This is a genomic window from Pseudomonas sp. FBCC-B545 (assembly GCF_059134095.1).
The window spans coordinates 3,555,545-3,582,028 of the sequence record NZ_CP101441.1 but is presented as its reverse complement, the minus strand read 5'-3'; the positions used below and the strand labels follow the sequence as shown (position 1 = coordinate 3,582,028).

The window sequence follows — 26,484 nt, the reverse complement described above, 5'->3', positions numbered from 1 at the left end:
AGAAGGTGATGGGTTATGAACGCAATAACAGACAACAAGCCGGCGACGGCACCGGTCAAGAACCGTCGACGCATGCCTACCGAGCTGAGCATCTTCCTGGTGCTGATCGGCATCGGCCTGGTGTTTGAACTGTTCGGCTGGATCGTGCGCGACCAGAGCTTCTTGATGAACTCCCAGCGCCTGGTGCTGATGATCCTGCAAGTATCGATCATCGGCCTGCTGGCCATCGGTGTGACCCAGGTGATCATCACCACAGGGATCGACCTGTCTTCCGGCTCGGTACTGGCCTTGTCAGCAATGATCGCCGCGAGCCTGGCGCAGACCTCCGATTTTTCCCGGGCGGTGTTTCCGTCCCTGACCGACCTGCCGGTGTGGATACCGGTGGCAATGGGCTTGGGCGTAGGGCTGCTGGCCGGGGCAATCAACGGCAGCATTATTGCGGTGACCGGCATCCCGCCGTTTATCGCGACCCTGGGCATGATGGTCTCGGCCCGTGGCCTGGCGCGTTATTACACCGAAGGCCAGCCGGTGAGCATGCTCTCGGATTCCTATACGGCTATCGGCCATGGCGCGATGCCGGTGATTATCTTTCTGGTGGTGGCGGTGATCTTCCATATCGCCCTGCGCTACACCAAGTACGGCAAATACACCTACGCCATCGGCGGCAATATGCAGGCGGCACGCACCTCGGGGATCAACGTCAAGCGCCACTTGATCATCGTCTACAGCATCGCCGGCCTGCTGGCGGGCCTGGCCGGCGTGGTGGCTTCGGCACGTGCGGCTACCGGCCAGGCGGGCATGGGCATGTCCTATGAGCTGGATGCGATCGCCGCAGCGGTGATCGGCGGCACCAGCCTGGCGGGCGGGGTAGGGCGCATCACCGGCACCGTGATCGGCGCGCTGATCCTCGGCGTGATGGCCAGTGGGTTTACCTTCGTCGGCGTTGACGCGTATATCCAGGACATCATCAAGGGCCTGATCATCGTGGTGGCGGTGGTGATCGACCAATACCGTAATAAGCGCAAGCTCAAGCGCTGAGTGAATCCAAGGGCCAAATCAGATCAAATGTGGGAGGGGGCTTGCTCCCGATAGCGGTCAGCCAGAAACAGATGTGCAAGCTGACACACCGCTATTGGGAGCAAGCCCCCTCCCACATTTAGTCCGGGATCAGCCACTTTCAACCGTTTGTCTTCTATATAGCTCCACAAACTTGAATTTCTTGCTATAAACGCACTCCGATGACCGTTCGCCAAGCCCGTCCTGGTGCCTTTGGGGGTTAATTGGGAAAAAATGCCTGTCTTTTCAGTTGCTGCGCCCTCAAGTCGGCCTTAGACTGCCGCCCCTCGTAAATTGAGTGCCGGGTGGCGCTTGAAATGGACGGCGCCCTTCCGAGACCTGCAGAGGCCTGCCGGAACGCTCCCTTATTCGCCTTAATGCACGTATTTTTTATAGAGAAATCAATGACAAAGGAAAAGTTGCTGGCCATGCCGGCGGATGACTACATGAATGCCGAACAGCACGCTTTTTTCGAGAAGTTGCTGCAAGACATGAAAGTGGAACACCACGAGCGCATTGAACAGAACCGCATCGCCATTGAAAGCCTGGACACCCCGGCCGACCCGGCTGACGCCGCTTCCGTGGAAGAAGAGCGCACCTGGCTGGTAAATGCCATCGATCGCGACCAGCGCATGCTGCCGCAGCTTGAGCGCGCCTTGGAGCGTATCAAGGAAGATTCCTTTGGCTGGTGCGATGACAGCGGCGAGCCTATCGGCCTCAAGCGGCTGCTGATCAGCCCTACCACCAAGTACTGCATCGAAGCGCAAGAGCGCCACGAGCAGATCGACAAGCACCAGCGTCAAGCCTGACACGGGTGAGGGGGGCGCCTGCCAGTGAGCCGGCCGCCCCGCCTGCAACAGCATTACGCGAGCATCCGGCCGCGTCCAGCGCGTAGATTGTTGCTGTTTATGCAATGAAGCTATTCCGAAGATAGCTTTTTCCAACTGGAATAAAACCGTAGCATGGCCAACATTGTTAGCAAGCTAACTAATGCTGCGGAGAAGCTCCATGCAAAACAAAGTCGATGTGGCCGTAATGATCGGCAGTGGCGTACCTGAGACCCTGCGTGCCCTGGGCCAGAAAGCTTGCTGGGTGGTATTGCTCAATGGTGAGCAGCGCGGAACTGCCTTTGCCAGCCGCGATGAGGCAGAGGAGTGCAGGACTGCCTGGCAAGCGCTGTTGCGCATGGAACAGTCAGACAGCCTGCATTGAATTATTCCTTGGGCGATTCGTGCAACAGTGCGTTGAGGTCGTCCACCGCAGGCGCCCATTCGGCATCTACATGCAATTGTTCCTTGAGGAAACTCGCCTGTTGTTCGCTCCAGAACGGCGCGTCGATGAGTTTGACATCATCCGGCAGGCGATGCTCGGCGGTAAAGCGCTCGATGGCTTCCTGGCTCGAGTCCAGGCCCAGTTGATCGAACAAGGTTTCGAGCGTGGGGGTGGTGGTATCCATGTCGTACTCCATGCAGTTCAAGTGTGTATGCATGGGAGGCTTGGGGCGCTGCAGAGTTCTATCAGATTGTCAGGAGGTGAGCGCCCCTGAATCCACGGCTGCCTTGAGCGCCTTGGCAGCGTCCTTCGCGGCATTGGCAGCGGCGTCCACGGTTTTGAACCAACGGTCCTTCTCTACCTGATGCGTAGTGACGGTGGTCAAGGGTGGTTTGGCACGCATTACGATAACTGCTTGAAACTCTCCGTCTACTTCCCTGGCATCGCCGTGGATAAAAAATTCGCCAATATCAAATTCCGTCACGTATAGCCTTCCCTTCAAGGTAACTGCACTGATGAAACCTGACCCGCAGGGGGCAAACTTCAATGGACGCGCCAGTATGGCAGTTGTTGAAGGGCGACGGCGCGGTAAAGTCATCCAGGTGACGAAACGAGTGTGTCACACAGGGCTTGCAACTTGGCTTCCAGGGTCTTGGCCAGTTCGCAGGCCTTGTTATGATCGCTGCGAAACCCCTTGATCCGGCCACTGGGTACTTCAAGGATGTGGAAAAAGTTCTTCCCAGCCGGTACAACTTGATAAATGACCGAGTTCGAGTACCCATCAGCGTTTTGCAGGCAGTAGTATTGGCGTTCCTCTGACCATGATGAACGCTTGTGGAAAGACGCAGCGTCGTGTGGACGTCGTTGCATGCTCAGCTCCTGTCAATCTTGTTGGCCTGTCAGTGGCGTTTCGGGTGGTTTAACCCGGGTTGCTGTTTTAGTATTGTCGTCGGCAGTTCGCGACTGGTTCCATGCCTGGGTATTTTTTTGTTTTGGGCGTCGGAAAACTGCATTTTCGGTTGGGTTATTCTCTGAAGTTGCTCGACTTGTATTCTCGGGTCGCTAAACCTGTGATTTGCTGTGCTACCGGATGACCTTGATTGAGGTCCACCGCGGCTGTATGTACCAGCCTTGTAGGTTATCTTCAGTTTTTAACGAATGGGTGATCGTGCCGTAACGGCCGTTTTTTGTGTTGCCCGCTTCAGCGGCCAGCGCTTTTTTGATGTGGGGACGTTTCCTTGGCAGTCAGTAATCTGGATATGCACGCGTTATTCGTGCTGGGTGATTTGCGCGCAAAGTTGGTCAAGCAGTTTCAATCGCGGTTTGTCTACGTCACCGAACAAACGCCAGAAGGTATCTATATCGCCGAGATCGATACCGAAACGGCGCTGGTCGTGGATGACAAGCCACGCCTGGAACTCAAGGTGGGCGACCATTTCCGTGCGGCGGTGTTACCCAGCCGCGAAGGTGGCAAGTTCGAACTCAAGTTTCGCGATATCAAGTTGACCGTGTATGGGTTGGGCGATTACGCCTTTGTTTCGTCGGCCGAGGGCCAGGGCATTGTGTTCAAGGAAGGCCACAGCGTGATGCTGGTATTTGCTGCCCATGAACAATTGCAGGAAGGCCTGACCAAGACCCTGAAAGCCGTGACCGGCAAGGCTGCCAAATGGCGCAAGGGCGAACTGGTTACTTTCAAGGCCAGCGAATAACCGATAAACACTTCGTGTACCGATCTGTTCCGGAACCTCTACTACAGTTGCGTTGACTTAACTATTCAGAGGCTTCGCGCATTGGCGGCAAAGCCGTTCGCCATGACTGTGAAGACGCGAGGTGCAACGCATGAAGGGATTGAAATCACTGTTGGCAGCGTCCTTGACGGCCTTGAGCCTGTCATTGCCGGTCTCGGCTGCCCAGGCACCGGTGCATTTTGCTGACCTGAACTGGGAAAGCGGCAGCCTGATCACTGAAGTACTACGCTTTATCGTCGAGAAGGGTTATGACCTGCCTACCGACACCTTGCCCGGTACCACCATCACCCTGGAAACCGCCCTGGCCAAGAACGATATCCAGGTGATTGGGGAAGAATGGGCTGGTCGCAGTCCGGTGTGGGTCAAGGCCGAAGCCGAAGGCAAAGTGGTAGGGCTGGGGGATACGGTCAAAGGCGCCACCGAAGGCTGGTGGGTGCCGGAGTACGTGGTCAAGGGTGACCCGTCGAAAAACCTCAAGCCTCTGGCTCCAGACCTGAAAAGTGTCAAGGACCTGGCGCGCTACAAGGATGTGTTCAAGGACCCCGAATCACCAGGCAAAGGTCGCTTTCTTAACAGCCCCATCGGCTGGACCTCCGAAGTGGTCAACAAGCAGAAGCTCAAGGCCTATGGCCTCGACGATAGCTACGTGAACTTCCGCAGCGGTTCGGGCGCGGCGTTGGATGCAGAGATTGCGTCTTCGATCCGCCGGGGCAAGCCAGTGTTGTTCTACTACTGGTCGCCGACCCCGTTGATGGGGCGCTATAAATTGATCCAGCTCGAAGAGCCGCCGTTTGATGCGGATGCATGGAAGACCCTGACCGATGCGGATAACCCAGACCCCAAGCCTACCCGGTCGTTGGCATCCAAGTTGAGCATTGGCGTATCGACGCCGTTCCAGCAGGAGCATCCGCAGATTGCGCAGTTCTTCGAGAAGGTTGAGTTTCCCATCGAGCCGCTGAACAAAGCCTTGGCGAAGATGAGCGAAAACCACACGGCACCGCGGGACGTGGCCCAAGCGTTCCTGAAGGAACACCCTGAGGTGTGGAAGGCGTGGTTGACGCAAGATGTAGCGCAGAAGGTTGAGGCGAGTCTCAAGTAACCGATAGTCTTGATGTGGGAGGGGGCTTGCTCCCGATAGCGGTGTATCAGCTTGCATATGCATTGACTGAACCACCGCTATCGGGAGCAAGCCCCCTCCCACAGTTGGCTGCATTTCAGGCTCAGAACTTGGTTTGCACCGCTACCTCAAACGTTCTCGGCGAACCCAGGTAATACGCCGGCGACACATGGGCAAACTCGGCATACACCTCATTGGTCAAGTTGCGCACGCGGCCGGTCACCGAGGTGTGGGCGTCCAGCCTGTAGCGCAGGAAGGTGCCAAACAGCGTGTAGGCCGGTACCGTCTGGGTATTGGCATTATCTGCATACACCTGGGCGACATACCGCGCATCCACACCCCCTTGCCAATCCTCGGAAAAATCATAGGTCAACCACAGGTTGCCCACGCGCCTGGGCACGTTGGTCGGCGTATTGCCCTTGCGTGACACCACTGCGCCACTGGCCATTTTCTCATTGAACTCATCGTACTCGGCGTCTACCCAGGCGAAGTTGCCTTCAGCCAGCAACCTTGGCGTGATACGCAGTGAGCTGGCCAATTCGATGCCCTTGGACGACTGCGCGCCCACCGGAATGCTGTTGGTCGGATCCAGCGGATCAGTGACGGCAAAGTCTTTGCGTTCAATCTTGTAGGCCGCGACCGTGGCGGAACCGCGACCGTCCAGGTAGTCGAACTTGCTGCCGATCTCCCATTGCTTGCCGGTGGACACATCGAACACCTGGGTGGTGGTATTGGGCTGTTCGACGGCGGTGCTGTATTGCACGTAGACATTGGCCGACGGGATGAATTGATAAGTCAGGCCCACACGCCCCGTCAGCGGTTCCCAGCTGCGCTTGAAGTGCCGTGGGTTAGCGGCGGTGACCGAGCGGTGGTTGGTCACGTCCATGTCGATGGCGTCATATCGCAGGCCGGTCAGCAGCGAGAGCTTATCCGTCAGCCCCAGGCGGTTTTCCACGAACAGTGCCTTGGTGGTCACCTGGTTGGTCTTGTCCTTGACGAAACCCGGGCGGGTGCCGGGGATGTCATAGAAGTGTCCCGGGTCATAGTTGTTCGGGTCCACGGTACTTTTTCCCGGCACGTTCAAGGGGCTGTTGGTGGTGCTGTTGACCTTGTACTCAAAACCGCCGGACCAGGTGGTGGAGAGGCCGAAAATCCTGTTGTCATGGCGCAGTTCGAACTGGTTGCCGTTCTGTTGGCCCTGATGCCGTACCTGATAGGCGGTCGAGCGGTTCACCGCGCTGTTATCGGCGTTGTACTGGTAGGTCTCCAGGTTGCGGTAGTCGCGCTGGCTGTCGAGGTGATAGAGGGTGTTTTTCAGCGTGGTGCTGTCATTTATTCGGTAGTCGATGATCGACCGTGCCCAGATCGTGCGCTGTTCGTAACGACCGTCGGCGACGTTGTAGTTGTTGAAGCGATTGTGCTTGTCGATCTTAAGTTCGCCGGCCTTGGGGTTGAGCACCGGCGTGCCCCAATAGGGGCTGTCTTCATGCTCGTCCTGATATTCCAGGGCCAGGGTGTGGGACAGGTCGGGGGTCAAGTCGCTGAGCAGCGAAAACGCTACGCTCCAGGCATCTCGTTGATCGCGGTCGATATAGCTGTGGTTGGTATTGCGGCTCACGTCCAGGCGTGCGTAGTGCGGCACCTCGGCACCAGGCTCGGTCAGCGCATGGTTGAGGCCGAACGCCATGCCCGCGGTGTCGTAGCTGCCATAGGTCAACTGGCCTTCGACAGCCTGTTCCTCACGGCTCGCCAGCTTGGTCACGTAGTTCAGCGAGCCGCCCACGGAGCCTGCGCCGTTGATCAAGGAGGAAGGGCCGCCCACCAGCTCGACGCGGTCATAGACCCACGCATCCACTGGCCGCGCCAGGCCCGTGGCAACATTGATGCCGTTGAACATCTGGGTAATCTGGCTGCTGGTAAACCCTCGGTACGATACAAACCCACCAAACCCGGGCGGCGCGCTGGCATTGACGCCGGGCAGGGTGTTGGCCGCATCGCGGAAGGTCTTGGCGCCATGGCGCTCGATATCGTTGCGGTTGGCGATGGCCACCGAGGCCGGGGTTTCCCGTACGCTCAGTCCCAGCCGCGAGGCCATACCGCTGGGTTGGTCCAGGGCCAGCCCGGGCTCAACGCTTTGCTCGCCTTCAATGGTGGTCGGTGCCAGCTCCAGAGCAGGGGCGCAGACAGGCAGGCAGCCGAACAGGCCTGCCAGCAGGGGTAGATGTTTCATGGTTGAATCCTGAAAACTTGGCTTGAAAACAAACGCACGGCCGCCCGTCCTTCCTCACGGAAACGGTCGGTATGCAGATCAGAAAGCGCAGGGATCAGGCGAGGGCAGGTGGCGCGCGCGGGTTAGCGGTGGGCCAGGTGAAGCGGGCAGGAATGTCAGCGGCGAGCACGATCGCCGCAGGCGGCGCGTGGGGTTGTGGCAAAACTGCCACGTTCAGGTGGCTGTTGAGCGCGGGGCCCATGCCGCCGGTCGAACACAACGGGCAACCGAACGCCTTCGACAGCGTTGGCAGGTTCTCATCCGTAGAGTTGTTTTGCAGAGGCGCCTGGGTACGCGGATCCACGGTGCAGAACTGGCCGCTGATGCCGTTGAGCTGCATGCCCACCATTTGCCCGTGGCCAATGCTGCAGGCGAACACATTGAACAGGACGCAGCAGTAAAGCATCCAGGCAATGAGCGAGCGGTCGGCACGGGCGAGTTTCATGGGGCGGCACTTTACCATCAGCCGCCGACGAAATGCCTGCAAAAAATCTCAGGGCGACTATCCTGACTCCCACATTTTTCGGGAGCGTCCGCCATGAGTTTTGTCATTGCGCGATGGATTGTCGGGGTTTTTACCTTTATCAGCATGGTGCATCTTTACTGGGCCGCTGGCGGCAAATTCGGCAGCCTGGCGGCGATTCCGCAACTGCCCGGCGAATTTGCCAGCGGGCCGCGACCGGCGTTCAAGCCATCGGCGCTGGGCACCTTTCTGGTCGCTATGGGGTTGGTGGCAATTGCATTGCTCGTTTGCCTGCGCGCCGGGTTGTATTTCACGCCGGTGTCCCATGGGGCGTTGCAGTGGGGCATCAGTGCGATTGCGGTGCTGTTCTTTGCCCGGGCGATTGGCGATTCGGAGCTGGTGGGCTTTTTCAAAAAGGTCGGCGGCTCCCGGTTTGCGCGCCTGGATACGTACCTCTACTCGCCGTTGTGCCTGGTGTTGGGTGCCGGGTTGTTGGTGGTGGCCTGGACCTGATGGTCTCAGCTCCCATGTGGGGGCGGTGCGATGATTCGACTTGCCCCCGGATGAGCATGGGTATCTACACAACTTCTGGTACGCCGCCGGCCCATGTGGGAGGGGGCTTGCCCCCGATGGCGGCCTCACAGCCGACCAGGATGTTCGGTTGGATCGAGTACATATCCATTGTTTAGGTGACGGCCGCTATTGGTTCCGCCCTTACGGCGGGTCATTTTTAAAAGCGCAAAAGTAACCAAAACGCTCTTGCCCCACCACTCGGCACCTCGCTTGGGCTCGGTGTGCCCGTAATCCGCCAGGGATTTGGGGGGCCGCCGCCACGCGCCATCCATGGCGCGGGGCGGCTAAACCGGCATCCCTGCCGGTTTAGCCCCCAAATCCCTGTCGAATTCCGGCCAGCGTGGTTTAACGGGGCGCCTAGGATCAAAAGCAAGATCAAGAGCGGCTCGCTTCGCATCGTGGTTACTGACGGTTGCTTGTGATTGACCCTCCGCTACCGAGGGCAAGTCGAATCGTCGCACCGCCCCCTTCCACAACAAAGCGCCTAAAGGCCGAGATCACCCAAACAGCACACCCAGCCCTCCCTCCAAACACCCTTCAGACAAAAACACACCTCCCGGTTTTATAGCACTTGACCTTCCCAATGTGGCAAGCCCGATAAAAACCTCCAGTGTCGATTTGTCTTGAGACTCCAAGGAGGGTGAACGATGTACGCCAAACCAATAAGCCTGATCACCGGGGCAATGGCCGCGGTGTTGACGCTGGGCGGATGCACAGACAACGCGCCGCCGGCTGCGGCCGCCATGCCGCCCGGTGTGCCGGTGGCCGAGGTGGTTGCGCGGGCGGTGACGCCGTTTGTCGAGTACACCGGTTCGTTGACCGCCATCGATCAGGTGGAACTGCGCCCGCGTGTCAGCGGCTATCTGCAAAGTGTCAGCGTGCCCGAGGGCCAGTTCGTGGCCAGGGGCAGTCCGTTGTTTGTGATTGACCCGCGGGTGTTCCAGGCGGCGCTGAATGCGGCCAAGGCACGTTTGCGCGAGGCCGAGGCCAATGCGGTGCTGGCCCAGGCCGAGCACGGGCGAGCCGAGCAATTGTTCGCCAAGAAGGTCGTGGCGCGTGATCGTCTTGATACCGCCATTGCTTCGTTGAATGCCGGCAGGGCCCAGGTCGAGGCGGCGAGGGCGGCACTGGATGCGGCACAACTGGACCTGGGCTATACCCGTGTCACCGCGCCCATCAGCGGCCGCATCGACCGCGCCCTCGTTACCGAAGGCAACTACGTGACGCAAGGGGTGACGGCGTTGACGACTATCGTCTCCATCGACCCGTTGCATGTGTATTTCGATGTCGACGAGCGCACGTATCTGCACTCGCTTGCCGCGACGCGGGAACATGCCGGGTCCAAGGGCGAAAAAGCCGCCAAGGTCATGGTGGCCATGCTCAACGATACGACCTATGCACGGGCCGGGCGGGTGGACTTCCTGGCCAATGCGGCCGACCGCAAGACCGGCACCGTGCGCGTGCGTGCGGTAGTCGACAACCCGGATGGGCGCCTGACCCCCGGGCTGTTCGCCAAGGTCAAGCTGGACACCGGCGCGGCGCAACCGCGGGTGTTGATCGCCGACCAATCCATCGGCACCGACCAGGGCCGCCGCTATGTGCTGGTGGTCGGTGAGGGCAACAAGACCGAATACCGCCCGGTGGAATTGGGCCCGGTGGTCGACGGCCTGCGCGTCGTCGAACAGGGCCTGCAACCGGGCGAGCGTATTGTCGTCAAGGGCCTGGTGCGCCCCGGCATGCAGGTGACGCCACTGGCCGCCAGTATCGAGGGCAAGCCGCTTGAGGCGCCGCTGACCGTGGGGGGCGTGCAATGAGCTTCCCACGCTTTTTCATTGATCGGCCAATCTTCGCCATTGTCTTGTCGGTGTTGATGATGATCGGCGGTATCGTGGCCTTCTTTCATCTGCCGCTGAGTGAATACCCCGCGGTCACGCCGCCCACGGTGCAGGTCACCGCGTCCTATCCCGGGGCCAACCCGCAGGTGATCGCCGAGACGGTGGCGGCGCCATTGGAACAGGTGATCACCGGGGTCGAGGGCATGTTGTACATGACCTCGCAGTCGGCCACCGACGGCCGCATGATCCTGACCGCGACCTTCGCCCAGGGCACCAACGCCGACATGGCGCAGATCCAGGTGCAGAACCGTGTGTCGCGGGCCTTGCCGCGCTTGCCCGAGGAGGTGCAGCGCCTCGGCGTGGTCACGCAAAAGACCTCGCCGGACATCCTCATGGTGGTCCACCTGCTATCCCCCGATAAACGTTATGACCCGCTGTACATCTCCAACTATGCCTACCTCCAGGTGCGTGACGAGCTGTCGCGCCTGCCGGGGATCAACGACGTGCTGGTATGGGGCGCGGGCGAATACAGCATGCGCTTGTGGCTCGACCCGGACCTGATCGCCGCCCGTGGCTTGACCGCCGGCGATGTGATTGCCGCGGTGCGCGAGCAGAACGTGCAAGTGGCGGCCGGCTCCGTCGGCCAGGCACCGGATTCCAGCGCGGCCTTCCAAGTCACGGTCAATACTCTCGGGCGGCTGACGGACGAAGAGCAATTTGGCGACATCATCATCCGCACCGGCGATAACGGCCAGGTCACGCGTCTGCGTGATGTGGCCCGTATCGAGATGGGCGCCGATGCCTACGCGCTGCGCAGCCTGTTGGACGGCGAGCCGGCGGTGGCCTTGCAGATCATCCAGAGCCCGGGCGCCAACGCCCTCGATGTGGCGCAGGCAGTGCGCGATACCATGCAGCGCCTGCAGACCAACTTCCCTGAAGGGCTGGTGTCGCGGATTGCCTATGACCCGACGGTGTTTGTACGGGCTTCGCTGGAGTCAGTCGCGATCACCCTGATGGAAGCGATCCTGCTGGTGGTCATCGTGGTGGTGGTGTTCCTGCGTAACTGGCGCGCGTCGCTGATCCCGTTGATGGCCGTGCCGGTGTCGATCATCGGCACCTTCGCGGTCATGCACCTGATGGGTTTTTCCCTGAATACCTTGTCGTTGTTCGGCCTGGTGCTGTCGATCGGCATTGTGGTCGACGATGCCATCGTGGTGGTCGAGAACGTCGAGCGGCATATCGAAAACGGCGAGGAGCCCACGCAAGCTGCGCGGCGTGCGATGGGCGAGGTCACCGGCCCCATCATTGCGATTACCTCGGTGCTGGCTGCGGTGTTCATCCCCACGGCGTTCCTCAGTGGATTGCAAGGTGAGTTCTACCGGCAGTTTGCGCTGACCATCGCGATTTCGACGATCCTCTCGGCGGTCAACTCGTTGACCCTCAGCCCGGCGTTGGCCGGCCTGTTGCTGCGCCCACGAGGTGCCGCCGTGGTACATGACCCGCGTAGCCTGCGCGGTCGCGCCGTGCGCCTGCTGGAGGTGCTGGGCCGGCCGTTCCAGCGTGCGCCGCAGGCGTATGGCAGCACGGTGCGCAAGGTGGTCGGCCGTCGCGGCGTGGCGCTGGTGGCCTATTGCGGATTACTCGCGCTGACCTGGTTCGGCTTCAACGCTGTGCCGGCGGGTTTTGTGCCGATGCAAGACAAATACTACCTGGTCGGCATTGCCCAATTGCCCAACTCGGCGTCGCTGGATCGTACCGACGCGGTGGTGCGGCAAATGTCGAAAATCGCCCTGGACGAACCGGGAGTGGAAAGCGTGGTGGCGTTCCCGGGACTGTCGGTCAACGGCTTCGTCAACGTACCGAATGCGGCGGTGATGTTCGTGATGCTCGATCCGTTCAAGGAGCGAACCTCGCCGGACATGGCCGCGGTCGCCATCGCCGGGCGCCTGCAAGCCAAGTTCGCGAGCATTCCCGACGGTTTCCTCGGCGTGTTCCCGCCGCCGCCGGTGCCTGGCCTTGGCGTCACCGGTGGTTTCAAGCTGCAGGTCGAGGACCGTGGCGGAGTAGGGCTTGAGGCGTTGGTGCAGCAGACCCAGGTGCTGATGACCAAAGCCACCGAGTCGGGCCAGGTCGCCGGCTTGATGACCAGCCTGGACGTCAACGCGCCGCAGCTGAATGTGGATATCGACCGCACCCAGGTCAAGAGCCAAGGTGTGCGCCTGGCGGATGTATTCGAGTCACTGCAGGTCTACCTCGGGTCGCTGTATGTCAACGACTTCAATCGTTTCGGCCGCACCTACAAGGTCACCGCCCAGGCCGATGCGGACCACCGCATGCAGGCCGAAGCTATCGGCCGCCTGCAAGTGCGCAATGCCGCCGGGGACATGCTGCCGTTGTCGGCGTTTGTCACCGTCACCCCGGGTTCCGGCCCTGACCGTGTGATTCACTATAACGGCTATCCCTCGGCGGATATCTCCGGCGGGGCGATGCCGGGCGTCAGCTCCGGGCAGGCTGTCGCGCTGATGGAGCGCCTGGCGCAGGAGGTGCTGCCCGAAGGTGTGACCTATGAATGGACGGACTTGACCTACCAGCAAAAGCTCGCCGGGTCGTCGGCGCTGTTTATTTTCCCGCTGTGTGTGTTGCTCGCTTATTTGATCCTCGCGGCGCAGTACAACAGCTGGCTGCTGCCGTTGGCGGTCTTGCTGATCGTGCCCATGTGCCTGCTCAGCGCAATTATCGGCGTGTGGCTGGTGGAGGGTGACAACAACGTGTTCGTGCAGATCGGGCTGGTGGTGCTGGTCGGGCTGGCGGCGAAGAACGCCATCCTGATTGTCGAGTTTGCCCGCAGTCTCGAAGCCGAAGGCGCCAGCCCGCTGGAGGCGGTTATCCACGCCTGCCAATTGCGCTTGCGGCCGATCCTGATGACCTCACTGGCGTTTATCGCCGGCGTGGTGCCGCTGGTATTTGCCAGCGGCGCCGGGGCCGAGATGCGCCATGCCATGGGCGTCGCGGTGTTTGCCGGCATGCTCGGGGTGACGCTGTTCGGGCTGTTCCTCACCCCGGTGTTCTACGTGGTGATGCGCAGCCTGGCGCTGCGCGTGGAGCGTCAGGGGTCGAGTCCGAAGTTGCAGTTGGAGGAGCGTGCATCATGAGACTGTCTTATCCAGTGTTGCTGTTGCCGTTGCTGCTGATGGCCGGCTGCGCCTCGGTAGGCCCTGATTATTCCACCCCTGTGTTGCCTGCCGCGCAGCGCCCGGCGAGCTTCGGTGCGCCCGTCGCCGGTCTCGGTACCGGCGAGGTCGAGGCGCAGTGGTGGCAGGTGTTCGACGAGCCCGCTCTCAGCCAATTGATCCAGCAGGCGCTGGCAGCCAACCATGACATCGGCATCGCCGCCGCACGCCTGGACGAAGCCAAGGCGATGCTGCGCGAAAGCCGCCAAGGGTTCTTGCCCAGCGGCGGTGCCGCCCTCGGTTATGAGCACCGACGGCGCAGTGAGGTCGAGACGCCATCTGGCGAGCAGCGCTCCATTGAAACCACCCGTGCAGCCCTGGATGCGGCCTGGGAAATCGACCTGTTTGGCCGCGTGCGACGCTCGGTTGAGGTGGCGCAGGCCCAGGCCGGGTCACGCCAGGCGTTGCTGCGCAGTGTGCAGGCGAGCGTCGCGGCCACCGTTGCCGCCACCTGGTTTGAGTTGCAAGGAATCGAAGCTGAACAAGCGGTGGTCGCTGACATCAGCCAGAGCCAGCGCGACAGCTTGGGCCTGGTGCAGCATCTGGTCAGCGTCGGCGCTGCCACCGAGTTCGACCGGCTGCGTGCCGAGGCTTTGCTGCGCAATGTCGAGGCGGTAGCGCCCGACCTTGAGCGGCGTCGCGCAACCTCCACCAACGCGTTGGCGGTGCTGCTGGGGCAGGCGCCGCAAGGATTCAAGCCACCGCAGGCCCGGCCCGGTCGTGAGTCTTTGAGCCTGCGCACCCTGCAAGTCGGTGACCCGGCCGGCTTGTTGGCCCGGCGCGCCGATATTGCCGCGGCCGAACGCACCCTGGCGGCTGAGACCGCACAAATAGGTGTAGAAACCGCTGGTTTGTATCCCGATATCCAGGTGCAGGGCTCCATCGGGCTACTGGCCGGAAGCCTCGGCTCCCTAGGCGATGCAGGCATGCAGTCGAACTTTATCGCCCCGGTGATTCGCTGGTCGCTGCTGGACACTGGACGCGTGCGCGCGCGGATCGCCGCCAGCGAGGCGCGTACCCAGGCGGCGTTGATCGCCTACGACCAGACCGTATTGCGTGCCCTGCAGGAAACCGACGATGCGTTCCAGGCCAACAGTGCAGCAGGCAGCACCCTGGGCTTGCGGCTGCTGGAGGCGGCAGCCAACCGCGAAGCGGCCAGGTTTGCGCGCACGCGGTTTGCCGAAGGCGAGGGCATGTATCTGGATGTGCTTGAGGCCGAACGTGCCGACTTCACCAGCCGCCGTGCGTTAACGGCGGCGCGCACCCAGCAGCGCTTGGCGGTGGTCGGGATCTACAAGGCGCTGGGCGGTGGCTGGCTGATTTGTGAACAGGCGGGGCAGGCTTGCAGTGGGGCTGCGGCGCTGCGTTAGCCACAGCCGAGCAAAAACACAGCACGGCAGTGCAAATGTGGGAGGGGGCTTGCTCCCGATGGCGGCGGGTCAGTCAGTACATCTGGCACTGACCCACTGCCATCGGGAGCAAGCCCCCTCCCACATTTTTCTCTCCACACGCCAGGTAAATGTCCATTGGGAAAAGAAATTTCCTACAGGTATTGACCTTGCCACTAGAGGAACCTTTAGCCTTTTCTTCGAGTACGCCAAATCACAAAAACAAGAATCGAGGGGTTATCAATGGATACTGCTGCCCTGCAACAACGCCCGGATTCCGATCTGTTCACCACGGCCTCGACGCTGATGGTCAATGCCCTGGAACCCGGTGCCCACTACGCCCAGGTCACCCGCGCGCTGGAAGCACTGCTCGCGCTGACCCGGCAAGGCTTGTCGGGGGATGCCGATGCCTACGCCCACTACCAGGCAGCCCTGCTGCAACTGCACATTCCGGGCGATCCACGCACTGAGCCGACCCGCCGTTGGATGGCCAGTGAGGTCTACCGCGCCGAAGATGAGTTCGCCGCCGACCTGCCGGGCTTCACCGCGTTGCCGGTGGATGAGTTCCGACGGTTGGTCGACGCTGAAATCGCCGCTCGCAGCCGGGTCAACCACCCCATGTCGGTGCACCTGTTCCAAGGTACGCCGCCTGTGCAAGACGTACGTTTCTTCCTGGAACACCACTGGACCCGCTCATACAACTTCTACAGCCTGCTGGCCGAGCTGGCCTTTCGCTTCGAGGCCATCGAGGATGCCTCGGTGTTCTACCGCAACCTTTACGGTGAAGCGGGGGCCGAGACTCCGCAGCGTTCGCACCCGGCGATGCTGGCCCATCTGATGGAGTATTTCGATATTCCGCTGGCCATCGACTTTCCTGCGTTGCATCCCCTGGAAAAAGCCTACCTGAATAATCGCATTCGCTGCGTGCGCCACACCGATGTCGCCTGGGGCCTTGCGCTGCTCTATGCGGTGGAGTCTGTCAGTTGCGTCAACCACCGGCGCATCTACGAGCTGTTGCAGCGCCTGGACGTTCCAGAGCAGCCCAGCGAATTCCACCGCCTGCACGGCACCCAGGATGAGATCGACACCGAGGAAATGTGGGCGCTGATTGCCAAGTTCGCCGGCGATGAGGGCTTTCAGCGCACGTTCATGCGCGCGCTCAAGCGTCACTTCGAAATCAACAAGGCCTATTTCGACAGCTTGTGGCAGCAGATGCAGGCGCAGCGCCTGCCCGCCTGAACCGCCCAGCGATCCTAAAACAACAATAATGGAGCACATGATGAGCCCACGTAATTTCTCGCAGCCTCAATTGCAGAATATCCACACCGCTGAAGCCCGCCTGTTGGCCGAAGCGCTGAAGCCGGATGCGACGTTCAATCGCATCGAAATTGCCGCCAATATGCTGCGTGCCCTGTGTGAGTCGGGCCAGCGCGGCGATGCCGCGAACGCGGCGCAGTGCCAGCAATTGCTGTACATCCTGTCGCTGAGCGATGACGTCGCCACCGCCTCGACCCGACGCTGGCTGGCCAATGCCATCTATAGCGTGCAAGAGCGTTTCATGCCGTCTGCGGACCTGGCCTCGCCGTTGTCCGAGGCCGCGTTTCAGCAACGCCTGGAAGAGCAGATTGCCGCGCAGTCACGGGAAAACCACCCGATGTCGCAGTATGTGTTTGAGGGCAAGGCGTCCCGCGAGCAACTGCAGGTGTTCCTGCGCCACCAATGGTTCCGCACCTATCGCCTGTACCGGGATGCCGCCGACCTGTTGGTCAACCTGACCGATGTTGACGAGGCGGCCGCCCTTGGCCGTTATCTCTACGGTGAGCTGGGCGAAGAGGACGAACAGCGCTCCCATCCGCGGCTGTTGGCCAAGCTTCTCGCTGCCATAGGCCTGACCGCGGATTTCGAGGCCATCTCGACGATGCCCGAGGAAATCGCCTACCTGAACAACCGTGCCCGCTGTTTCCGCAACCCCGATGTCGGCTGGGGCCTGGCGGTGTTCTACATCACCGAGCTGGTGGTGCCCGGCAACCACGGCAAGTTGTACAACGCCTTGCGCAATGCGGGCTTGAGCCAGGACGACGCGGAGTACTACGAAGTGCATATCAGCCTGGTGCCACCCCGGGCCAAGCGTGAATGGGCACTGATTGCACGGCGTATCCCGGACCTGGGTTTCCAGAACGCGTTCCTCACGTCCCTGGCGGAACACTTCCGGCTGGAGCGGGCCTATTACGACGCGGTCTGGGAAGCAATGCAGCGCGTGAAGTAGCCCTCCTTAGGACAACGCGAGTAACCCGACATGCCGAGTCATATCACTGAATCCCGTATCCACGGGGGCGCTTACTCGTCCCCGGAATTTGCCGCGATCTTCTCTGATGCCAGTCAGGTGCAGAAGTGGCTCGATGTAGAAACAGCGCTGGCGGCCACCCAGGCGCAGATGGGCATCATCCCTCACGAAGCTGCGCGGGAAATCGCCCGTGTGGCCAGCGTGGAACTGCTGGACCTCGACGCCCTGGGGCGCCAGAGCATGGAGACCGGGCATATCCTGGTGCCGACCCTTCGCGCCCTCGAGGCCTTGTGCGCCGATGGCTGGGGTGAGTACGTGCATTACGGCGTGACCACCCAGGACATCCTCGACACTGGGCTGATCCTGCAAGTGCGCGATGCCTGGGGCCTGGTGTTGCAGCGCTTGCACGCGATCCGTGGGCATTTGCTCACGCTCGCCCTGCGGCACAAGCACACGCCGATGGTCGCCCGCACCCATGGGCAACAAGCATTGCCCACCACGTTTGGCTACAAGGTCGCGGTGTGGGTCGATGAGATCGATCGCCACCTCGAGCGCTTCGACGAGGCGTATGCCCGGGTCATGGTGGGCAACCTGACCGGCGCCGTGGGCACCCTGGCGGCGCTTGGCCCGCAGGGTTTGGAGGTGCAGCGCCGCACTCTGGAAAGTCTCGGCCTGGGGGCACCGTTGAGCAGTTGGCACAGCGCCCGCGACCGCATCCTGGAGGCGGCGTGGCTGCTGGTCCAGGCGTCGGCGACCCTGGGCCGCGTCGCCAATGAGATCTACCACCTGCAACGCACCGAGATCGATGAGGTGCGTGAAGGCCGCCGGGCAGGGCAGGTGGGGAGCAGCACCATGCCCCACAAGCAGAACCCGTCGACGGTGGACCTGATCAGTGCGCTGTCGCGGCTGGTGCGCGCGCAGATGCTTGCGCTGACTGATGCGGCGTTCCAGTTGCATGAGCGCGACGGCACCACGTGGCGCATTGAATGGGCGGCTTTGCCGGAGCTGTTCATCTACGCCGGCGCCTTGCTCGCCCGTATGGAGGGTGTCCTGCTGGCCGGGCTGGATGTGCGCGAAACGCGCATGCGCAGCAACCTCGACATGCTCGGCGGGCTGATTCTGTCGGAGCGCATCATGCTCGCGCTGGCGCCACGGTTCGGCAAGCAGACGGCTCATCAGCTGGTCCACGAAATAGCCCAGCAGGCCCAGGTCGAGGGTCGTCCTTTTCGCGAAGCCCTGCTCAGCGACTCGCGCCTGCACGGCTGTTTCAGTCGCCAAGTGCTGGACGACCTGCTTGACCCGGCGGCCTACACCGGGCTGGCGGCAGACATGGTCGACCTGGTGGCGAATAAAGCGATACCCCGTCTTGAAGGGTTAGTAAAAACCCAAGGCAATACCGGTCAGTCCCAGTACGCAATGGAGGGTATGTGATGGATGCGCAAACGTTGGAAATGGCAGCCCGTGCGTCTTGCACCGCACGTTCGGAACACCCGGGCCTGGGTCATGACGGCGAACAGTGCCGGCATGAACACAGCCACATCCTCGACTCGAAAACCCACGGTTCAGGCTATGCCGGCCCGCAGAGCCGCAAGATCTTCTGCAGCCATTGCCGCCTGCAACGCTGGCTGGATGTTGAAGCCGCACTGGCCATGGCCCAGGCCGATGTCAATATCATCCCGCGTGAGGCGGCCCTGGACATCGAAAAAGCCGCGTTGCTGTCGGGCATCAATGTGCGCCAGTTGGCCGATGGCGTGGCGGCTACCGGTCATTCGCTGATGCCATTGCTCAGCGCCCTGCAAAAGAACTGCAGCCCGAGTGCCCGCGAATACGTGCACTACGGCGCCACCACCCAGGACATCCAGGACACCGCCCAGTCCCTGGAAATGCGCGATGTCCTCGACGCCATGGACCAGGCCCTGGAAACCTTGCTGGGCAAATTGTCGACGCTGGCCGATGCGCACCGTGATTCGCTGATGGTCGCCAGGACGCACTCGATCCCGGCGTTGCCGACCACCTTCGGGCTGAAGGTCGCCGGCTGGATCGACGAGCTGCTGCGCCATCGCCAGCGCCTGGCCGAGGCACGCCAGCGCGTGCTGGTGGTGCAACTGTTCGGCGGGGTCGGCACCATGGCCGCGTTCGGTCCGGAGGCGATACCGATGCTGGAGCGTTTTGCCGAGCGCTTGTCATTGCAGGTGCCCTTGACCGGCTGGCACGTGTCCCGTGACCGGGTCGCGGAGTTCGTCAGCACCCTGGCCATGGTCACGGCCTCGTTGGCTCGGGTAGCCGATGAAATCCGTACGCTCAATCGCTGGGAAATCGCTGAAGTGGAAGTGGGCTGGAGCGATCAGCAGATCGGCAGCAGCACCATGCCGCACAAACGCAACCCGGAAGGCTGCGAGCAGGTGGTGGTGCTGGCGCGGCTGGCCAAGGCCCAGGTCATGCTCGCGCTGGACGCGATGATCCTCGAACACGAGCGCGATTACCGCGGCACCCGCCTGGAGTGGTGCGCGGTCGCGGATGTTTCCCACTATGCGCTGATGGCGCTGTCGATCCTCACCGACACCATCGAGGGGCTCACTGTGAACGTGCAGAAGATGGAGTGCACCGCCCACGCCTACGGCGATGCCATCTGCACCGAAGCCGTGGTGTTCGAAATGGCGCGCAAGCTGGGCAAGAGCAGCGCCTACGAAATCATCTTCGAAGTGTCCCAGGCGAGCCAGCGCAATCACGTGTCGATCCGCACCGCGATCGAGGCTGATGCGCGGGTGGTTGCCGCCATGGACACCGGCGCACTGGCTCGACTGTTCGAGCCCAGGACCCACCTGGGCATGTCCGACCGTATCGTCGACAACGTGCTGTCCAAACTGGCGGCCCGCTAAGCATTGATCACCCCACAGACTTATCAAGGAGCGACACATGTCAAACGTTATGGCCGTTGATAAAGCCAAGGTTCAACAGTTTTCGGCGCGCATCATGGAGGACTACGGCAACACCCTGCGCGGCGCCATGCTCTATATCGGCGACCAGCTCGGCTTGTTCAAGGCCCTGGCCGACGGCGAGGCGGTGACCCTGGAGGAGCTGGCGCAGAAGACCGGCTACAACGCCCGTTACCTGCGCGAATGGCTGGGCAGCATGGTCACCGGCAGCTATGTGACCTACGACGCGCCCACCCGCCGTTACCAGATGCCTGCGGAGTTCGTGCCGGTGCTCGCCGATGAAGACTCGCCGTATTTCGCCGGCGGCATCATTCAGTTGAGCGTGCCGTTCGTGAGCATGGCGCCCAAGGTCATCGAAGCGTTCCGTAATGGCGGCGGCTGCGCCGAAGAGGCGTTCCCGCTGGAGACCTGGAAAGGCATGGAACGCATGACCATGCCCTGGTACAAGCACTACCTGGTGCAGCACTGGATCCCCTCCCTGGACGGCGTGGAAGAGAAACTCAAGACTGGCGGCAGTGTGCTCGACTTCGGCTGCGGCGCCGGCCTGGCGGCGATCACCATGGCCAAGGCCTACCCCGAGGCGCGGATTGTCGGCTGCGACTTCCACTTGCCCTCTATCGAGTTGGCGCGGGCCAACGCCGAGGCGGCCGGCGTGGGCGACCGGGTGCAGTTCGAGGTGAACGATTCCGATGCGCTGCGCGGCCAGCAATTCGACTTCGTGACCACCTTCGTGGTGATCCACGACGCCACCGACCCCCAGCAAATGCTCAAGGACCTGCGCGCAGCCACGGCCGCAGACGGCACCTACCTGATGGTCGAACTCAACCTGTCCGAAGAGCTGCACGAGAACATGAACCTGTTTGGCCGGGTGATGTACCCGCAGAGCACCCTCTATTGCATGACCTGCTCGCTGTCCCATGGCGGGGCAGGCCTGGGAGCGTTCATGGGCGAGAAGCGCGCCCGCCAGATGGCGCAAGAGGCCGGGTTCAGCCACTTCCGCAAAGTGCCTTCGGAGTGGCCGCCGATGCCGGCGTTGTTCGAACTCAAGCCCTGACGTGGGCCATGCCTGCGACGGCTGCCTGAAGTTCGTACAGTAAGGCAATTTAGTGGCCCCTTTGTAACTAAATCCTCGCCAAAATCGCTTTTATTTTCAGGTGGTTAGGCGAGGATGCAAATGCGCACTGTGGGAATGATGCTGATTGCCTGCTCCCTGGCCGGCGGCGCGGCTGCCGTGCAGGCCCGGGAATTGCGCGAGGGCGACAAGTACATGTGCAGCTGGGGCGCGGGCACTGCCGCCAGGGCCCAGGAACTCAAGCTCTCCGGGGTGTCGCTGTACGCCGCTCGGCAGAAGATCCAAAGCATCAAGTTCAACAAATCGTGGATGCGCATGATGGCCATGGGCATTACCGAACAGACCTATGACAGTCGTTCACGGCTTAAGCCGGAGGCGATTCGCAAGAGCTTTTATCAGGATTGTTTGCGGTATAAGGTGGCGCGTAAATAACTGCGTGCCACGCACTGGCGCTTACAAATCCACGACAAACTCAATGTAGGTATTTGCATACAATCACGCACTTCTTCATGGAGGCCTGTATGCAAGTGCTTATCCGAGCGGCAACAGCCGATGACGTTGACACGCTTTGTGCTATCCGCACTTCGGTGGTGCAAAACCATCTGAGCCTTGAGCAGATGGCCGACCTTGGCATTACCCCACAGGTACTGGTCGATACCCTGAGTGCGGCCCCCTGCGCCTGGATCGCGGAAGTGGATGGCCAGGCGGCCGGGTTTTCCATGGTTGACCTGGCCGAAGGCGAAGTGTTCGCGATGTTCGTGTTGCCCACCTATGAAAACCTTGGGCTGGGGCGCCAGCTGATGGCGTTGGCCGAGGCGGCATTGTTTGAACACCACGACAAGCTGTACCTGGTCACCGACGGGCGCGATGACATCCGCGCCAATGGCTTCTACCAGCGCCTGGGCTGGTCCGTTGTGGGCCGTGTCGAGGGCGACGACGTTCGTTATGAAAAGGGCAGGGCGCGGTAGACCATGGATGCGCCGCAGCCGCCAGCGTCCAACAGCCTGCGTTATCTCGCGGTTGGCGTGCTGTGCGTCGCGGTGCTATTGGGGTTCTATTTCGTTCAAATCAACGCCAAGGCAGACCGCCAGCGTGAAGAGGCCGCCGAACGCCTTGCGCTGTGTCGTCATCTGGAACGGGTCGCGGGTGGGACCTCCTCGCGTAACGACGAGCTTCGTCGAACGTGCGCGCAACTGAGCGAGCAGTTATTCAAGCGGGCGCCGTCAGATTGATTAATAACCCTTTTTTATAAGCGGGATTGTTTCAGGAATATCTGCGCTACTTGCACCAAAAAGTGGCACTCGTATTGTTCCTTACCTTAAAAAACATGTGGTTATTGAATGACTTACGCAATATGTAATCCGACGAAAGGATTAAAATATTGTTGTTACAGGTTTTTACAGTCGCTACTATAGCCGGGCGTTCACCTCCCACGGTTTATGCATTTTTAAATCCCAAGTTTCCATCAGCTACTTGGGATTTTTTTTGCCTGCGATTTGACCTGGGGAACGAATTTCAGAATATTTCATCTGGCGTCAGAGACGACGCAGGAAGGATTTGACGATGTGGCGGGTGGTATCGGTGGTATCCAGCTCGTCCAGTGCCCCATAGGCGTACCACTGGCAGTCGACGATCTCATTGCAGGGTCGTGCCTGGTCGATATTCACCACCGAGGCCTCGAACACATGGTGCAGGGTGTCGCGGGTCTTGAGTTCCTGTAAATACAGCAAGCCGTCCACGTTTAATCCGGTTTCTTCTTCCAACTCGCGTTCCGCCGCGCCGACCGGGCGCTCGTCGGACTCGACCTTGCCGCCTGGCAACGCCCATTTGGACCGGGCCTTGCGCACGAAGAGAATATGCTCCTCATGTGCGCAAATGACCGTTGCACGTATTTTCAATGCCTGTACCTCCCGCAACGCAATCAATGTCATAAAAGTGTAATGCAATTGTCATGCTAAGTGGTTATGGCGTGCCGGGGCCTGTATGTGGATACTGCCGGTTTGACGAATACGAGCGAGGACATTCAATGAAGACCATACGCTGGGGCATGATCGGCTGTGGCAATGTCACTGAGTTGAAGAGTGGACCGGCTTTCTATAAAGCGCCAGGTTCGGCACTGGTGGCGGTGATGGGGCGGCGTCTGGATGCAGTGCGCGATTATGCGGCGCGACATGGTATTGCCCGTTTCTATACCGACGCCCAGGCACTGATCGATGACCCCGAAGTGGATGCGGTATACATCGCCACGCCGCCCGACAGCCACCTTGAATACAGCTTGATGGTGGCGGCGGCCGGCAAGCATTGTTGCGTCGAAAAACCCATGTCGCTGAATGCCGAACAGAGTGCGTTGATGCAGCGCACCTTCGAACGCGCCGGGCTGCATCTGTTTGTTTCCTATTATCGGCGCTCGTTGCCCCGCTTCCAGCAAGTGCGTACCTGGTTGCAGGAAGGTCGTATCGGTGCATTGCGCCACCTGACCTGGACCCTGTGCAAGCCGGCTGCTGCGGCTGACAGCAACGCCGCCAATTGGCGCACTGATCCGGCGATTGCCGGTGGCGGCTATTTCGCTGACCTGGCCAGCCACGGCTTCGATCTTTTCCAGTACCTGGCTGGCGATATTGTCGAGGTCTCGGGCTATACCGCGCGACAGGCCGGACGCTATGCAGCAGAAGATGCGGTAACCGCCTGCTGGACCTTTGCCAGCGGTGCGTTGGGCATGGGTTGCTGGAACTTCGTGGCGGACCGCCGTGAGGATCGTGTCGAGTTGATCGGTAGCCTGGGGCGCATCCAGTTCTCAGTGTTCGAGGACCAGCCACTGCGCCTTGAAGGCGAGACCACCGAAGTATTGGAAGTGCCATGTCATGCCCATATCCAGTGGCACCACGTACTGAACATGAACGCCCATATTCGCGGGGAGGCCGAGCATCCGTCGCTGGCGATCGAGGCGTTGAAGACCGATATCATCCTGGACAAGGTGCTACAGCGTTACTCCCAGCATCCCTAGCCGTTGCAATAGCGTGAGGCTTCTTTTTTTTCAAAGGAATACCGGGATGAAATACTGGATGGTGTTGTGGCTGCTGATCGCTACAGGTGCAACGGCGGCTTCGCGCAACCAAGGGCGGGCGGGGGAGTTTGATTTTTATGTGCTGTCACTGTCATGGTCACCGACGTTTTGCTTGACGCACCCAAGCAATGAACAATGCTCGGGCAAAGGCTATGGCTTTGTGCTGCACGGCTTGTGGCCGCAATACGCACGAGGTGGTTGGCCGGCCTCGTGTGCGCCGCAGTCGCGCCTGAGCGACGAGGAGATGGACAAGGGCGCGACGCTGTTTCCGACCCGTGCGTTGCTCAAGCATGAGTGGGCCAAGCATGGCACCTGCAGCGGGCTTGAGCCGCTGGAGTATCTGCAAAGGACCGACACGGCGCTTGGCGTGGTGGTCATCCCGCAACAGCTGCAGCCGTTCAATACACCGCCATCGCTGCCGGCACAGGAGATCGAAGCGCTGTTTCGCGAGAGCAACCCACGCATGGGCAATCACGGGCTGGCGGTGATCTGCAAGGGCAAGGTGCTCTCGGAGGTGCGCGTGTGCCTGACCAAGGACCTGGCGTTTGCCGGTTGCCCGCGCAGTGTGAAAAGCCAGTGCCGAGACGGTGATATTCGTATTCCTGCCCAACGCTGAATGCCAATTCCAGCAGTGGGTATGGAGCAGGGCAGAGGGGCATTTTGTTCAATACCTTGATCGTTGCGCGCGTTACCGTGATCTCAACCTCGTTTGGCATCACAAGAAGGAACTGCAATGAGCTTGATCATTTCCATGGCCGCCTTTGCCCTGGCCACTTCCATCACCCCCGGGCCGGTCAATGTCGTCGCCCTGAGCAGCGGCGCGCGCTTCGGTTTTGCCGCCAGCCAGAAGCATGTGTTCGGCGCCGCCGTCGGCTTCACCTTGTTGCTGGTGCTGATCGGCCTGGGCCTGCATGAAGTGCTGGCGCGCTGGCCGATCCTGACCCAACTGATCCAGTGGGGTGGGGTCGCCTTCCTGCTGTACATGGCCTGGAAGCTGGCGGTGGACGATGGTCGCCTGGACGCCGACGGTACGGCAACCGCGCCGTCGATGTTGTACGGCGCAATCATGCAGTGGCTTAATCCGAAGGCCTGGCTGGCCTGTGTGGCAGGCATGGGGTTGTTTGCGGCTGATGGCGACGCTGGGCAGGTGTGGTTGTTTGCGGCGCTGTACCTGGTGATCTGCTACCTGTCGGTGGCGTGCTGGGCGTATGCCGGGACATTTTTGCGCCGCTACTTGAGCCACCCCCGGGGCGTGCGCCTGTTCAACCGCTCAATGGCCGCGTTGCTGGTGGCCAGTGTGGGTTATTTGCTGATGGCTTGAGGTTTTCGCGGTACTGCCCCGGCGTGGCGGCAAAGTGCTGTTTGAAGGTGCGCTGGAAATGCGCCTGGTCGGCAAAGCCTGCGGCCAGGGCGACATCGGCAATCAGTGCACCATTGCGCAATTGGCTGCGGGCAAACTGGATGCGTCGGTTGACCATGAACGCGTGGGGCGTCAACCCGTAATACTGCTTGAATGCGCGGATCAGATAGGACGGCGACAGCTCGGCCGCCTGGCAAATGTCTTCGAGTCTCAACGCCAGGGTACAGTGGGCGCGGATGTACTCGGCGGCACGTTCCAGCTTGTGGTTGACCTCACGCACTGGCGTCAGCGACGGATTCAGGCGCTGTTGCACCTCGGTGAAATAGCTCACCAGCGCGCTCTGTTTTTGCAGCATTTCGGCCTGTTCATCCAGGAGTATCCGGTACAGATCCAACAAGCCGAGGTACAGCCGCGTGTCACGGGTATGGGGCGTATCGAAAGGCCGGTAACCCTGCTCGGTGCTGAAACCCAGCTGGTGTTGCAGGTCGGTCAGCCACGGCGTGTCGAGGTACAGCATGTGATAGGACCAGGGTTGGTCATGGATAGGGTTGCACGCATGCACATCGCCTGGGTTCATCAGCACCACCGTGCCGGCGCTGATCTCGAAGGTCTGGGCGCCGTAGTGGTAATAACTGCGCCCGGTGGTGATCGCGCCAATGGAAAAATGCTCGTGGGCATGCCGGGTGTAAGTGACCTTGCGCCCGTCGGCGATGGTCCGCGCCTCAATGAACGGCAAGCGTTCGTCACGCCAGAAAAGCGGTGCTGTAGCGGCGGTCATGGGCAGGCGCTCCCGGGTGGCAATCAATCGAGCAAGCAG

Annotated in this window: 27 protein-coding genes; 20 read left to right on the top strand and 7 right to left on the bottom strand. The window is 61.0% G+C overall.

Annotation, left to right across the window (positions count from 1 at the left end):
- Positions 1 to 15: 15 nt before the first annotated feature.
- The 3 genes from NMB39_RS16580 to NMB39_RS16570 all read left to right on the top strand — a co-directional run bounded on the left by NMB39_RS16580 (position 16) and on the right by NMB39_RS16570 (position 2,268).
- Positions 16 to 1,038 (top strand): ABC transporter permease, encoded by a 1,023-nt coding sequence (locus NMB39_RS16580; RefSeq protein WP_003191668.1) that lies wholly within the window; start codon positions 16 to 18, stop codon positions 1,036 to 1,038.
- A 422-nt stretch (positions 1,039 to 1,460) separates the two neighbouring features.
- Entirely contained in the window at positions 1,461 to 1,865 is a 405-nt protein-coding gene (locus NMB39_RS16575; RefSeq protein WP_003191666.1) for a TraR/DksA family transcriptional regulator, read from the top strand.
- Between the two features lie 199 nt (positions 1,866 to 2,064).
- Positions 2,065 to 2,268 (top strand): hypothetical protein, encoded by a 204-nt coding sequence (locus NMB39_RS16570; RefSeq protein WP_057011180.1) that lies wholly within the window; start codon positions 2,065 to 2,067, stop codon positions 2,266 to 2,268.
- A 1-nt stretch (position 2,269) separates the two neighbouring features.
- On the opposite strand, the gene NMB39_RS16565 is transcribed toward NMB39_RS16570, so the two are convergent.
- From NMB39_RS16565 to NMB39_RS16555, 3 genes are all read right to left on the bottom strand, one after another.
- On the bottom strand, positions 2,270 to 2,512 hold the full coding sequence (locus tag NMB39_RS16565) for a DUF2789 domain-containing protein (protein WP_034120024.1): 243 nt from the start codon (positions 2,510 to 2,512) through the stop codon (positions 2,270 to 2,272).
- 69 nt (positions 2,513 to 2,581) lie between these two features.
- On the bottom strand, positions 2,582 to 2,812 hold the full coding sequence (locus NMB39_RS16560) for a hypothetical protein (RefSeq protein WP_057022696.1): 231 nt from the start codon (positions 2,810 to 2,812) through the stop codon (positions 2,582 to 2,584).
- Positions 2,813 to 2,922: 110 nt separating this feature from the next.
- The gene (locus NMB39_RS16555; protein WP_057022558.1) at positions 2,923 to 3,198 is read right to left on the bottom strand and encodes a hypothetical protein; all 276 of its coding nucleotides are present in this window, start codon (positions 3,196 to 3,198) and stop codon (positions 2,923 to 2,925) included.
- A 389-nt stretch (positions 3,199 to 3,587) separates the two neighbouring features.
- Between NMB39_RS16555 and NMB39_RS16550 the strand changes: the two genes are divergently transcribed.
- Complete coding sequence (locus NMB39_RS16550; protein ID WP_043050583.1) at positions 3,588 to 4,037, top strand: hypothetical protein; 450 nt, start codon at positions 3,588 to 3,590, stop codon at positions 4,035 to 4,037.
- A 130-nt stretch (positions 4,038 to 4,167) separates the two neighbouring features.
- Positions 4,168 to 5,175, top strand: a complete 1,008-nt coding sequence (locus NMB39_RS16545; protein ID WP_198720324.1) for an ABC transporter substrate-binding protein — start codon at positions 4,168 to 4,170, stop codon at positions 5,173 to 5,175.
- Between the two features lie 121 nt (positions 5,176 to 5,296).
- Here the strand turns inward: NMB39_RS16545 and NMB39_RS16540 are convergent, their stop codons facing one another.
- Together NMB39_RS16540 and NMB39_RS16535 are read right to left on the bottom strand one after the other, a co-directional pair.
- A complete protein-coding gene (locus NMB39_RS16540) occupies positions 5,297 to 7,423 on the bottom strand; it encodes a TonB-dependent receptor (RefSeq protein ID WP_494340421.1) in 2,127 nt (708 codons plus the stop codon).
- A 94-nt stretch (positions 7,424 to 7,517) separates the two neighbouring features.
- Entirely contained in the window at positions 7,518 to 7,907 is a 390-nt protein-coding gene (locus NMB39_RS16535; RefSeq protein WP_124400428.1) for a DUF2946 domain-containing protein, read from the bottom strand.
- A gap of 93 nt (positions 7,908 to 8,000) precedes the next feature.
- Here NMB39_RS16535 and NMB39_RS16530 point away from each other — a divergent pair, with 93 nt between their 5' ends.
- The 12 genes from NMB39_RS16530 to NMB39_RS16475 all read left to right on the top strand — a co-directional run bounded on the left by NMB39_RS16530 (position 8,001) and on the right by NMB39_RS16475 (position 22,475).
- On the top strand, positions 8,001 to 8,438 hold the full coding sequence (locus NMB39_RS16530; RefSeq protein ID WP_124377652.1) for a DUF3995 domain-containing protein: 438 nt from the start codon (positions 8,001 to 8,003) through the stop codon (positions 8,436 to 8,438).
- Positions 8,439 to 9,145: 707 nt separating this feature from the next.
- A complete protein-coding gene (locus NMB39_RS16525; protein ID WP_306957768.1) occupies positions 9,146 to 10,312 on the top strand; it encodes an efflux RND transporter periplasmic adaptor subunit in 1,167 nt (388 codons plus the stop codon).
- Positions 10,309 to 13,485 (top strand): efflux RND transporter permease subunit, encoded by a 3,177-nt coding sequence (locus tag NMB39_RS16520; RefSeq protein ID WP_046072296.1) that lies wholly within the window; start codon positions 10,309 to 10,311, stop codon positions 13,483 to 13,485. Before NMB39_RS16525 ends, NMB39_RS16520 begins: the two co-directional genes overlap by 4 nt.
- Positions 13,482 to 14,933, top strand: coding sequence for an efflux transporter outer membrane subunit (locus NMB39_RS16515; protein ID WP_494340422.1), 1,452 nt, complete (start codon positions 13,482 to 13,484; stop codon positions 14,931 to 14,933). Before NMB39_RS16520 ends, NMB39_RS16515 begins: the two co-directional genes overlap by 4 nt.
- Positions 14,934 to 15,194: 261 nt before the next feature.
- Complete coding sequence (locus NMB39_RS16510; protein WP_494340423.1) at positions 15,195 to 16,190, top strand: HOASN domain-containing protein; 996 nt, start codon at positions 15,195 to 15,197, stop codon at positions 16,188 to 16,190.
- 40 nt (positions 16,191 to 16,230) lie between these two features.
- Positions 16,231 to 17,217 (top strand): HOASN domain-containing protein, encoded by a 987-nt coding sequence (locus NMB39_RS16505; protein ID WP_043051409.1) that lies wholly within the window; start codon positions 16,231 to 16,233, stop codon positions 17,215 to 17,217.
- 30 nt (positions 17,218 to 17,247) lie between these two features.
- Positions 17,248 to 18,666 carry an adenylosuccinate lyase gene (gene purB / locus NMB39_RS16500; protein ID WP_198719860.1) on the top strand — a complete coding sequence of 473 codons (1,419 nt, stop codon included), beginning with the start codon at positions 17,248 to 17,250 and terminating at the stop codon, positions 18,664 to 18,666.
- Positions 18,666 to 20,114, top strand: a complete 1,449-nt coding sequence (locus tag NMB39_RS16495) for a class-II fumarase/aspartase family protein (RefSeq protein ID WP_057022550.1) — start codon at positions 18,666 to 18,668, stop codon at positions 20,112 to 20,114. The genes purB and NMB39_RS16495 overlap by 1 nt, the downstream gene beginning before the upstream one ends.
- 37 nt (positions 20,115 to 20,151) lie before the next feature.
- On the top strand, positions 20,152 to 21,225 hold the full coding sequence (locus tag NMB39_RS16490) for a class I SAM-dependent methyltransferase (protein WP_057022549.1): 1,074 nt from the start codon (positions 20,152 to 20,154) through the stop codon (positions 21,223 to 21,225).
- A gap of 120 nt (positions 21,226 to 21,345) precedes the next feature.
- The gene (locus NMB39_RS16485) at positions 21,346 to 21,675 is read left to right on the top strand and encodes a hypothetical protein (protein WP_046072302.1); all 330 of its coding nucleotides are present in this window, start codon (positions 21,346 to 21,348) and stop codon (positions 21,673 to 21,675) included.
- An 89-nt stretch (positions 21,676 to 21,764) separates the two neighbouring features.
- Positions 21,765 to 22,211 carry a GNAT family N-acetyltransferase gene (locus NMB39_RS16480; protein ID WP_057022548.1) on the top strand — a complete coding sequence of 149 codons (447 nt, stop codon included), beginning with the start codon at positions 21,765 to 21,767 and terminating at the stop codon, positions 22,209 to 22,211.
- Positions 22,212 to 22,214: 3 nt separating this feature from the next.
- The gene (locus NMB39_RS16475) at positions 22,215 to 22,475 is read left to right on the top strand and encodes a hypothetical protein (protein ID WP_057022547.1); all 261 of its coding nucleotides are present in this window, start codon (positions 22,215 to 22,217) and stop codon (positions 22,473 to 22,475) included.
- A gap of 303 nt (positions 22,476 to 22,778) precedes the next feature.
- Here the strand turns inward: NMB39_RS16475 and NMB39_RS16470 are convergent, their stop codons facing one another.
- On the bottom strand, positions 22,779 to 23,141 hold the full coding sequence (locus NMB39_RS16470) for an NUDIX hydrolase (RefSeq protein ID WP_198719858.1): 363 nt from the start codon (positions 23,139 to 23,141) through the stop codon (positions 22,779 to 22,781).
- A gap of 128 nt (positions 23,142 to 23,269) precedes the next feature.
- Here NMB39_RS16470 and NMB39_RS16465 point away from each other — a divergent pair, with 128 nt between their 5' ends.
- From NMB39_RS16465 to NMB39_RS16455, 3 genes are all read left to right on the top strand, one after another.
- Positions 23,270 to 24,247, top strand: a complete 978-nt coding sequence (locus NMB39_RS16465; RefSeq protein WP_124412128.1) for a Gfo/Idh/MocA family protein — start codon at positions 23,270 to 23,272, stop codon at positions 24,245 to 24,247.
- A gap of 46 nt (positions 24,248 to 24,293) precedes the next feature.
- Entirely contained in the window at positions 24,294 to 24,923 is a 630-nt protein-coding gene (locus tag NMB39_RS16460; RefSeq protein WP_057022545.1) for a ribonuclease T2 family protein, read from the top strand.
- A gap of 117 nt (positions 24,924 to 25,040) precedes the next feature.
- A complete protein-coding gene (locus NMB39_RS16455; RefSeq protein ID WP_057022544.1) occupies positions 25,041 to 25,628 on the top strand; it encodes a LysE family translocator in 588 nt (195 codons plus the stop codon).
- Here NMB39_RS16455 and NMB39_RS16450 read toward each other — a convergent pair.
- Positions 25,570 to 26,445: a helix-turn-helix transcriptional regulator gene (locus tag NMB39_RS16450; RefSeq protein ID WP_494340424.1), complete on the bottom strand. Its 876-nt coding sequence runs from the start codon at positions 26,443 to 26,445 to the stop codon at positions 25,570 to 25,572. The genes NMB39_RS16455 and NMB39_RS16450 overlap by 59 nt on opposite strands.
- Positions 26,446 to 26,484 lie beyond the last annotated feature (39 nt).

Coding starts and splice junctions, on each gene's coding strand:
- NMB39_RS16535 (WP_124400428.1), bottom strand. CDS start 7,907: ATGAAACTCGCCCGTGCCGACCGCTCGCTCATTGCCTGGATGCTTTAC.
- NMB39_RS16490 (WP_057022549.1), top strand. CDS start 20,152: ATGTCAAACGTTATGGCCGTTGATAAAGCCAAGGTTCAACAGTTTTCG.
- NMB39_RS16480 (WP_057022548.1), top strand. CDS start 21,765: ATGCAAGTGCTTATCCGAGCGGCAACAGCCGATGACGTTGACACGCTT.
- NMB39_RS16460 (WP_057022545.1), top strand. CDS start 24,294: ATGAAATACTGGATGGTGTTGTGGCTGCTGATCGCTACAGGTGCAACG.
- NMB39_RS16550 (WP_043050583.1), top strand. CDS start 3,588: ATGCACGCGTTATTCGTGCTGGGTGATTTGCGCGCAAAGTTGGTCAAG.
- NMB39_RS16455 (WP_057022544.1), top strand. CDS start 25,041: ATGAGCTTGATCATTTCCATGGCCGCCTTTGCCCTGGCCACTTCCATC.
- NMB39_RS16450 (WP_494340424.1), bottom strand. CDS start 26,445: ATGACCGCCGCTACAGCACCGCTTTTCTGGCGTGACGAACGCTTGCCG.
- NMB39_RS16575 (WP_003191666.1), top strand. CDS start 1,461: ATGACAAAGGAAAAGTTGCTGGCCATGCCGGCGGATGACTACATGAAT.
- NMB39_RS16540 (WP_494340421.1), bottom strand. CDS start 7,423: ATGAAACATCTACCCCTGCTGGCAGGCCTGTTCGGCTGCCTGCCTGTC.
- NMB39_RS16565 (WP_034120024.1), bottom strand. CDS start 2,512: ATGGATACCACCACCCCCACGCTCGAAACCTTGTTCGATCAACTGGGC.
- purB (WP_198719860.1), top strand. CDS start 17,248: ATGCCGAGTCATATCACTGAATCCCGTATCCACGGGGGCGCTTACTCG.
- NMB39_RS16580 (WP_003191668.1), top strand. CDS start 16: ATGAACGCAATAACAGACAACAAGCCGGCGACGGCACCGGTCAAGAAC.
- NMB39_RS16515 (WP_494340422.1), top strand. CDS start 13,482: ATGAGACTGTCTTATCCAGTGTTGCTGTTGCCGTTGCTGCTGATGGCC.
- NMB39_RS16475 (WP_057022547.1), top strand. CDS start 22,215: ATGGATGCGCCGCAGCCGCCAGCGTCCAACAGCCTGCGTTATCTCGCG.
- NMB39_RS16545 (WP_198720324.1), top strand. CDS start 4,168: ATGAAGGGATTGAAATCACTGTTGGCAGCGTCCTTGACGGCCTTGAGC.
- NMB39_RS16530 (WP_124377652.1), top strand. CDS start 8,001: ATGAGTTTTGTCATTGCGCGATGGATTGTCGGGGTTTTTACCTTTATC.
- NMB39_RS16510 (WP_494340423.1), top strand. CDS start 15,195: ATGGATACTGCTGCCCTGCAACAACGCCCGGATTCCGATCTGTTCACC.
- NMB39_RS16495 (WP_057022550.1), top strand. CDS start 18,666: ATGGATGCGCAAACGTTGGAAATGGCAGCCCGTGCGTCTTGCACCGCA.
- NMB39_RS16570 (WP_057011180.1), top strand. CDS start 2,065: ATGCAAAACAAAGTCGATGTGGCCGTAATGATCGGCAGTGGCGTACCT.
- NMB39_RS16485 (WP_046072302.1), top strand. CDS start 21,346: ATGCGCACTGTGGGAATGATGCTGATTGCCTGCTCCCTGGCCGGCGGC.
- NMB39_RS16520 (WP_046072296.1), top strand. CDS start 10,309: ATGAGCTTCCCACGCTTTTTCATTGATCGGCCAATCTTCGCCATTGTC.
- NMB39_RS16525 (WP_306957768.1), top strand. CDS start 9,146: ATGTACGCCAAACCAATAAGCCTGATCACCGGGGCAATGGCCGCGGTG.
- NMB39_RS16555 (WP_057022558.1), bottom strand. CDS start 3,198: ATGCAACGACGTCCACACGACGCTGCGTCTTTCCACAAGCGTTCATCA.
- NMB39_RS16465 (WP_124412128.1), top strand. CDS start 23,270: ATGAAGACCATACGCTGGGGCATGATCGGCTGTGGCAATGTCACTGAG.
- NMB39_RS16505 (WP_043051409.1), top strand. CDS start 16,231: ATGAGCCCACGTAATTTCTCGCAGCCTCAATTGCAGAATATCCACACC.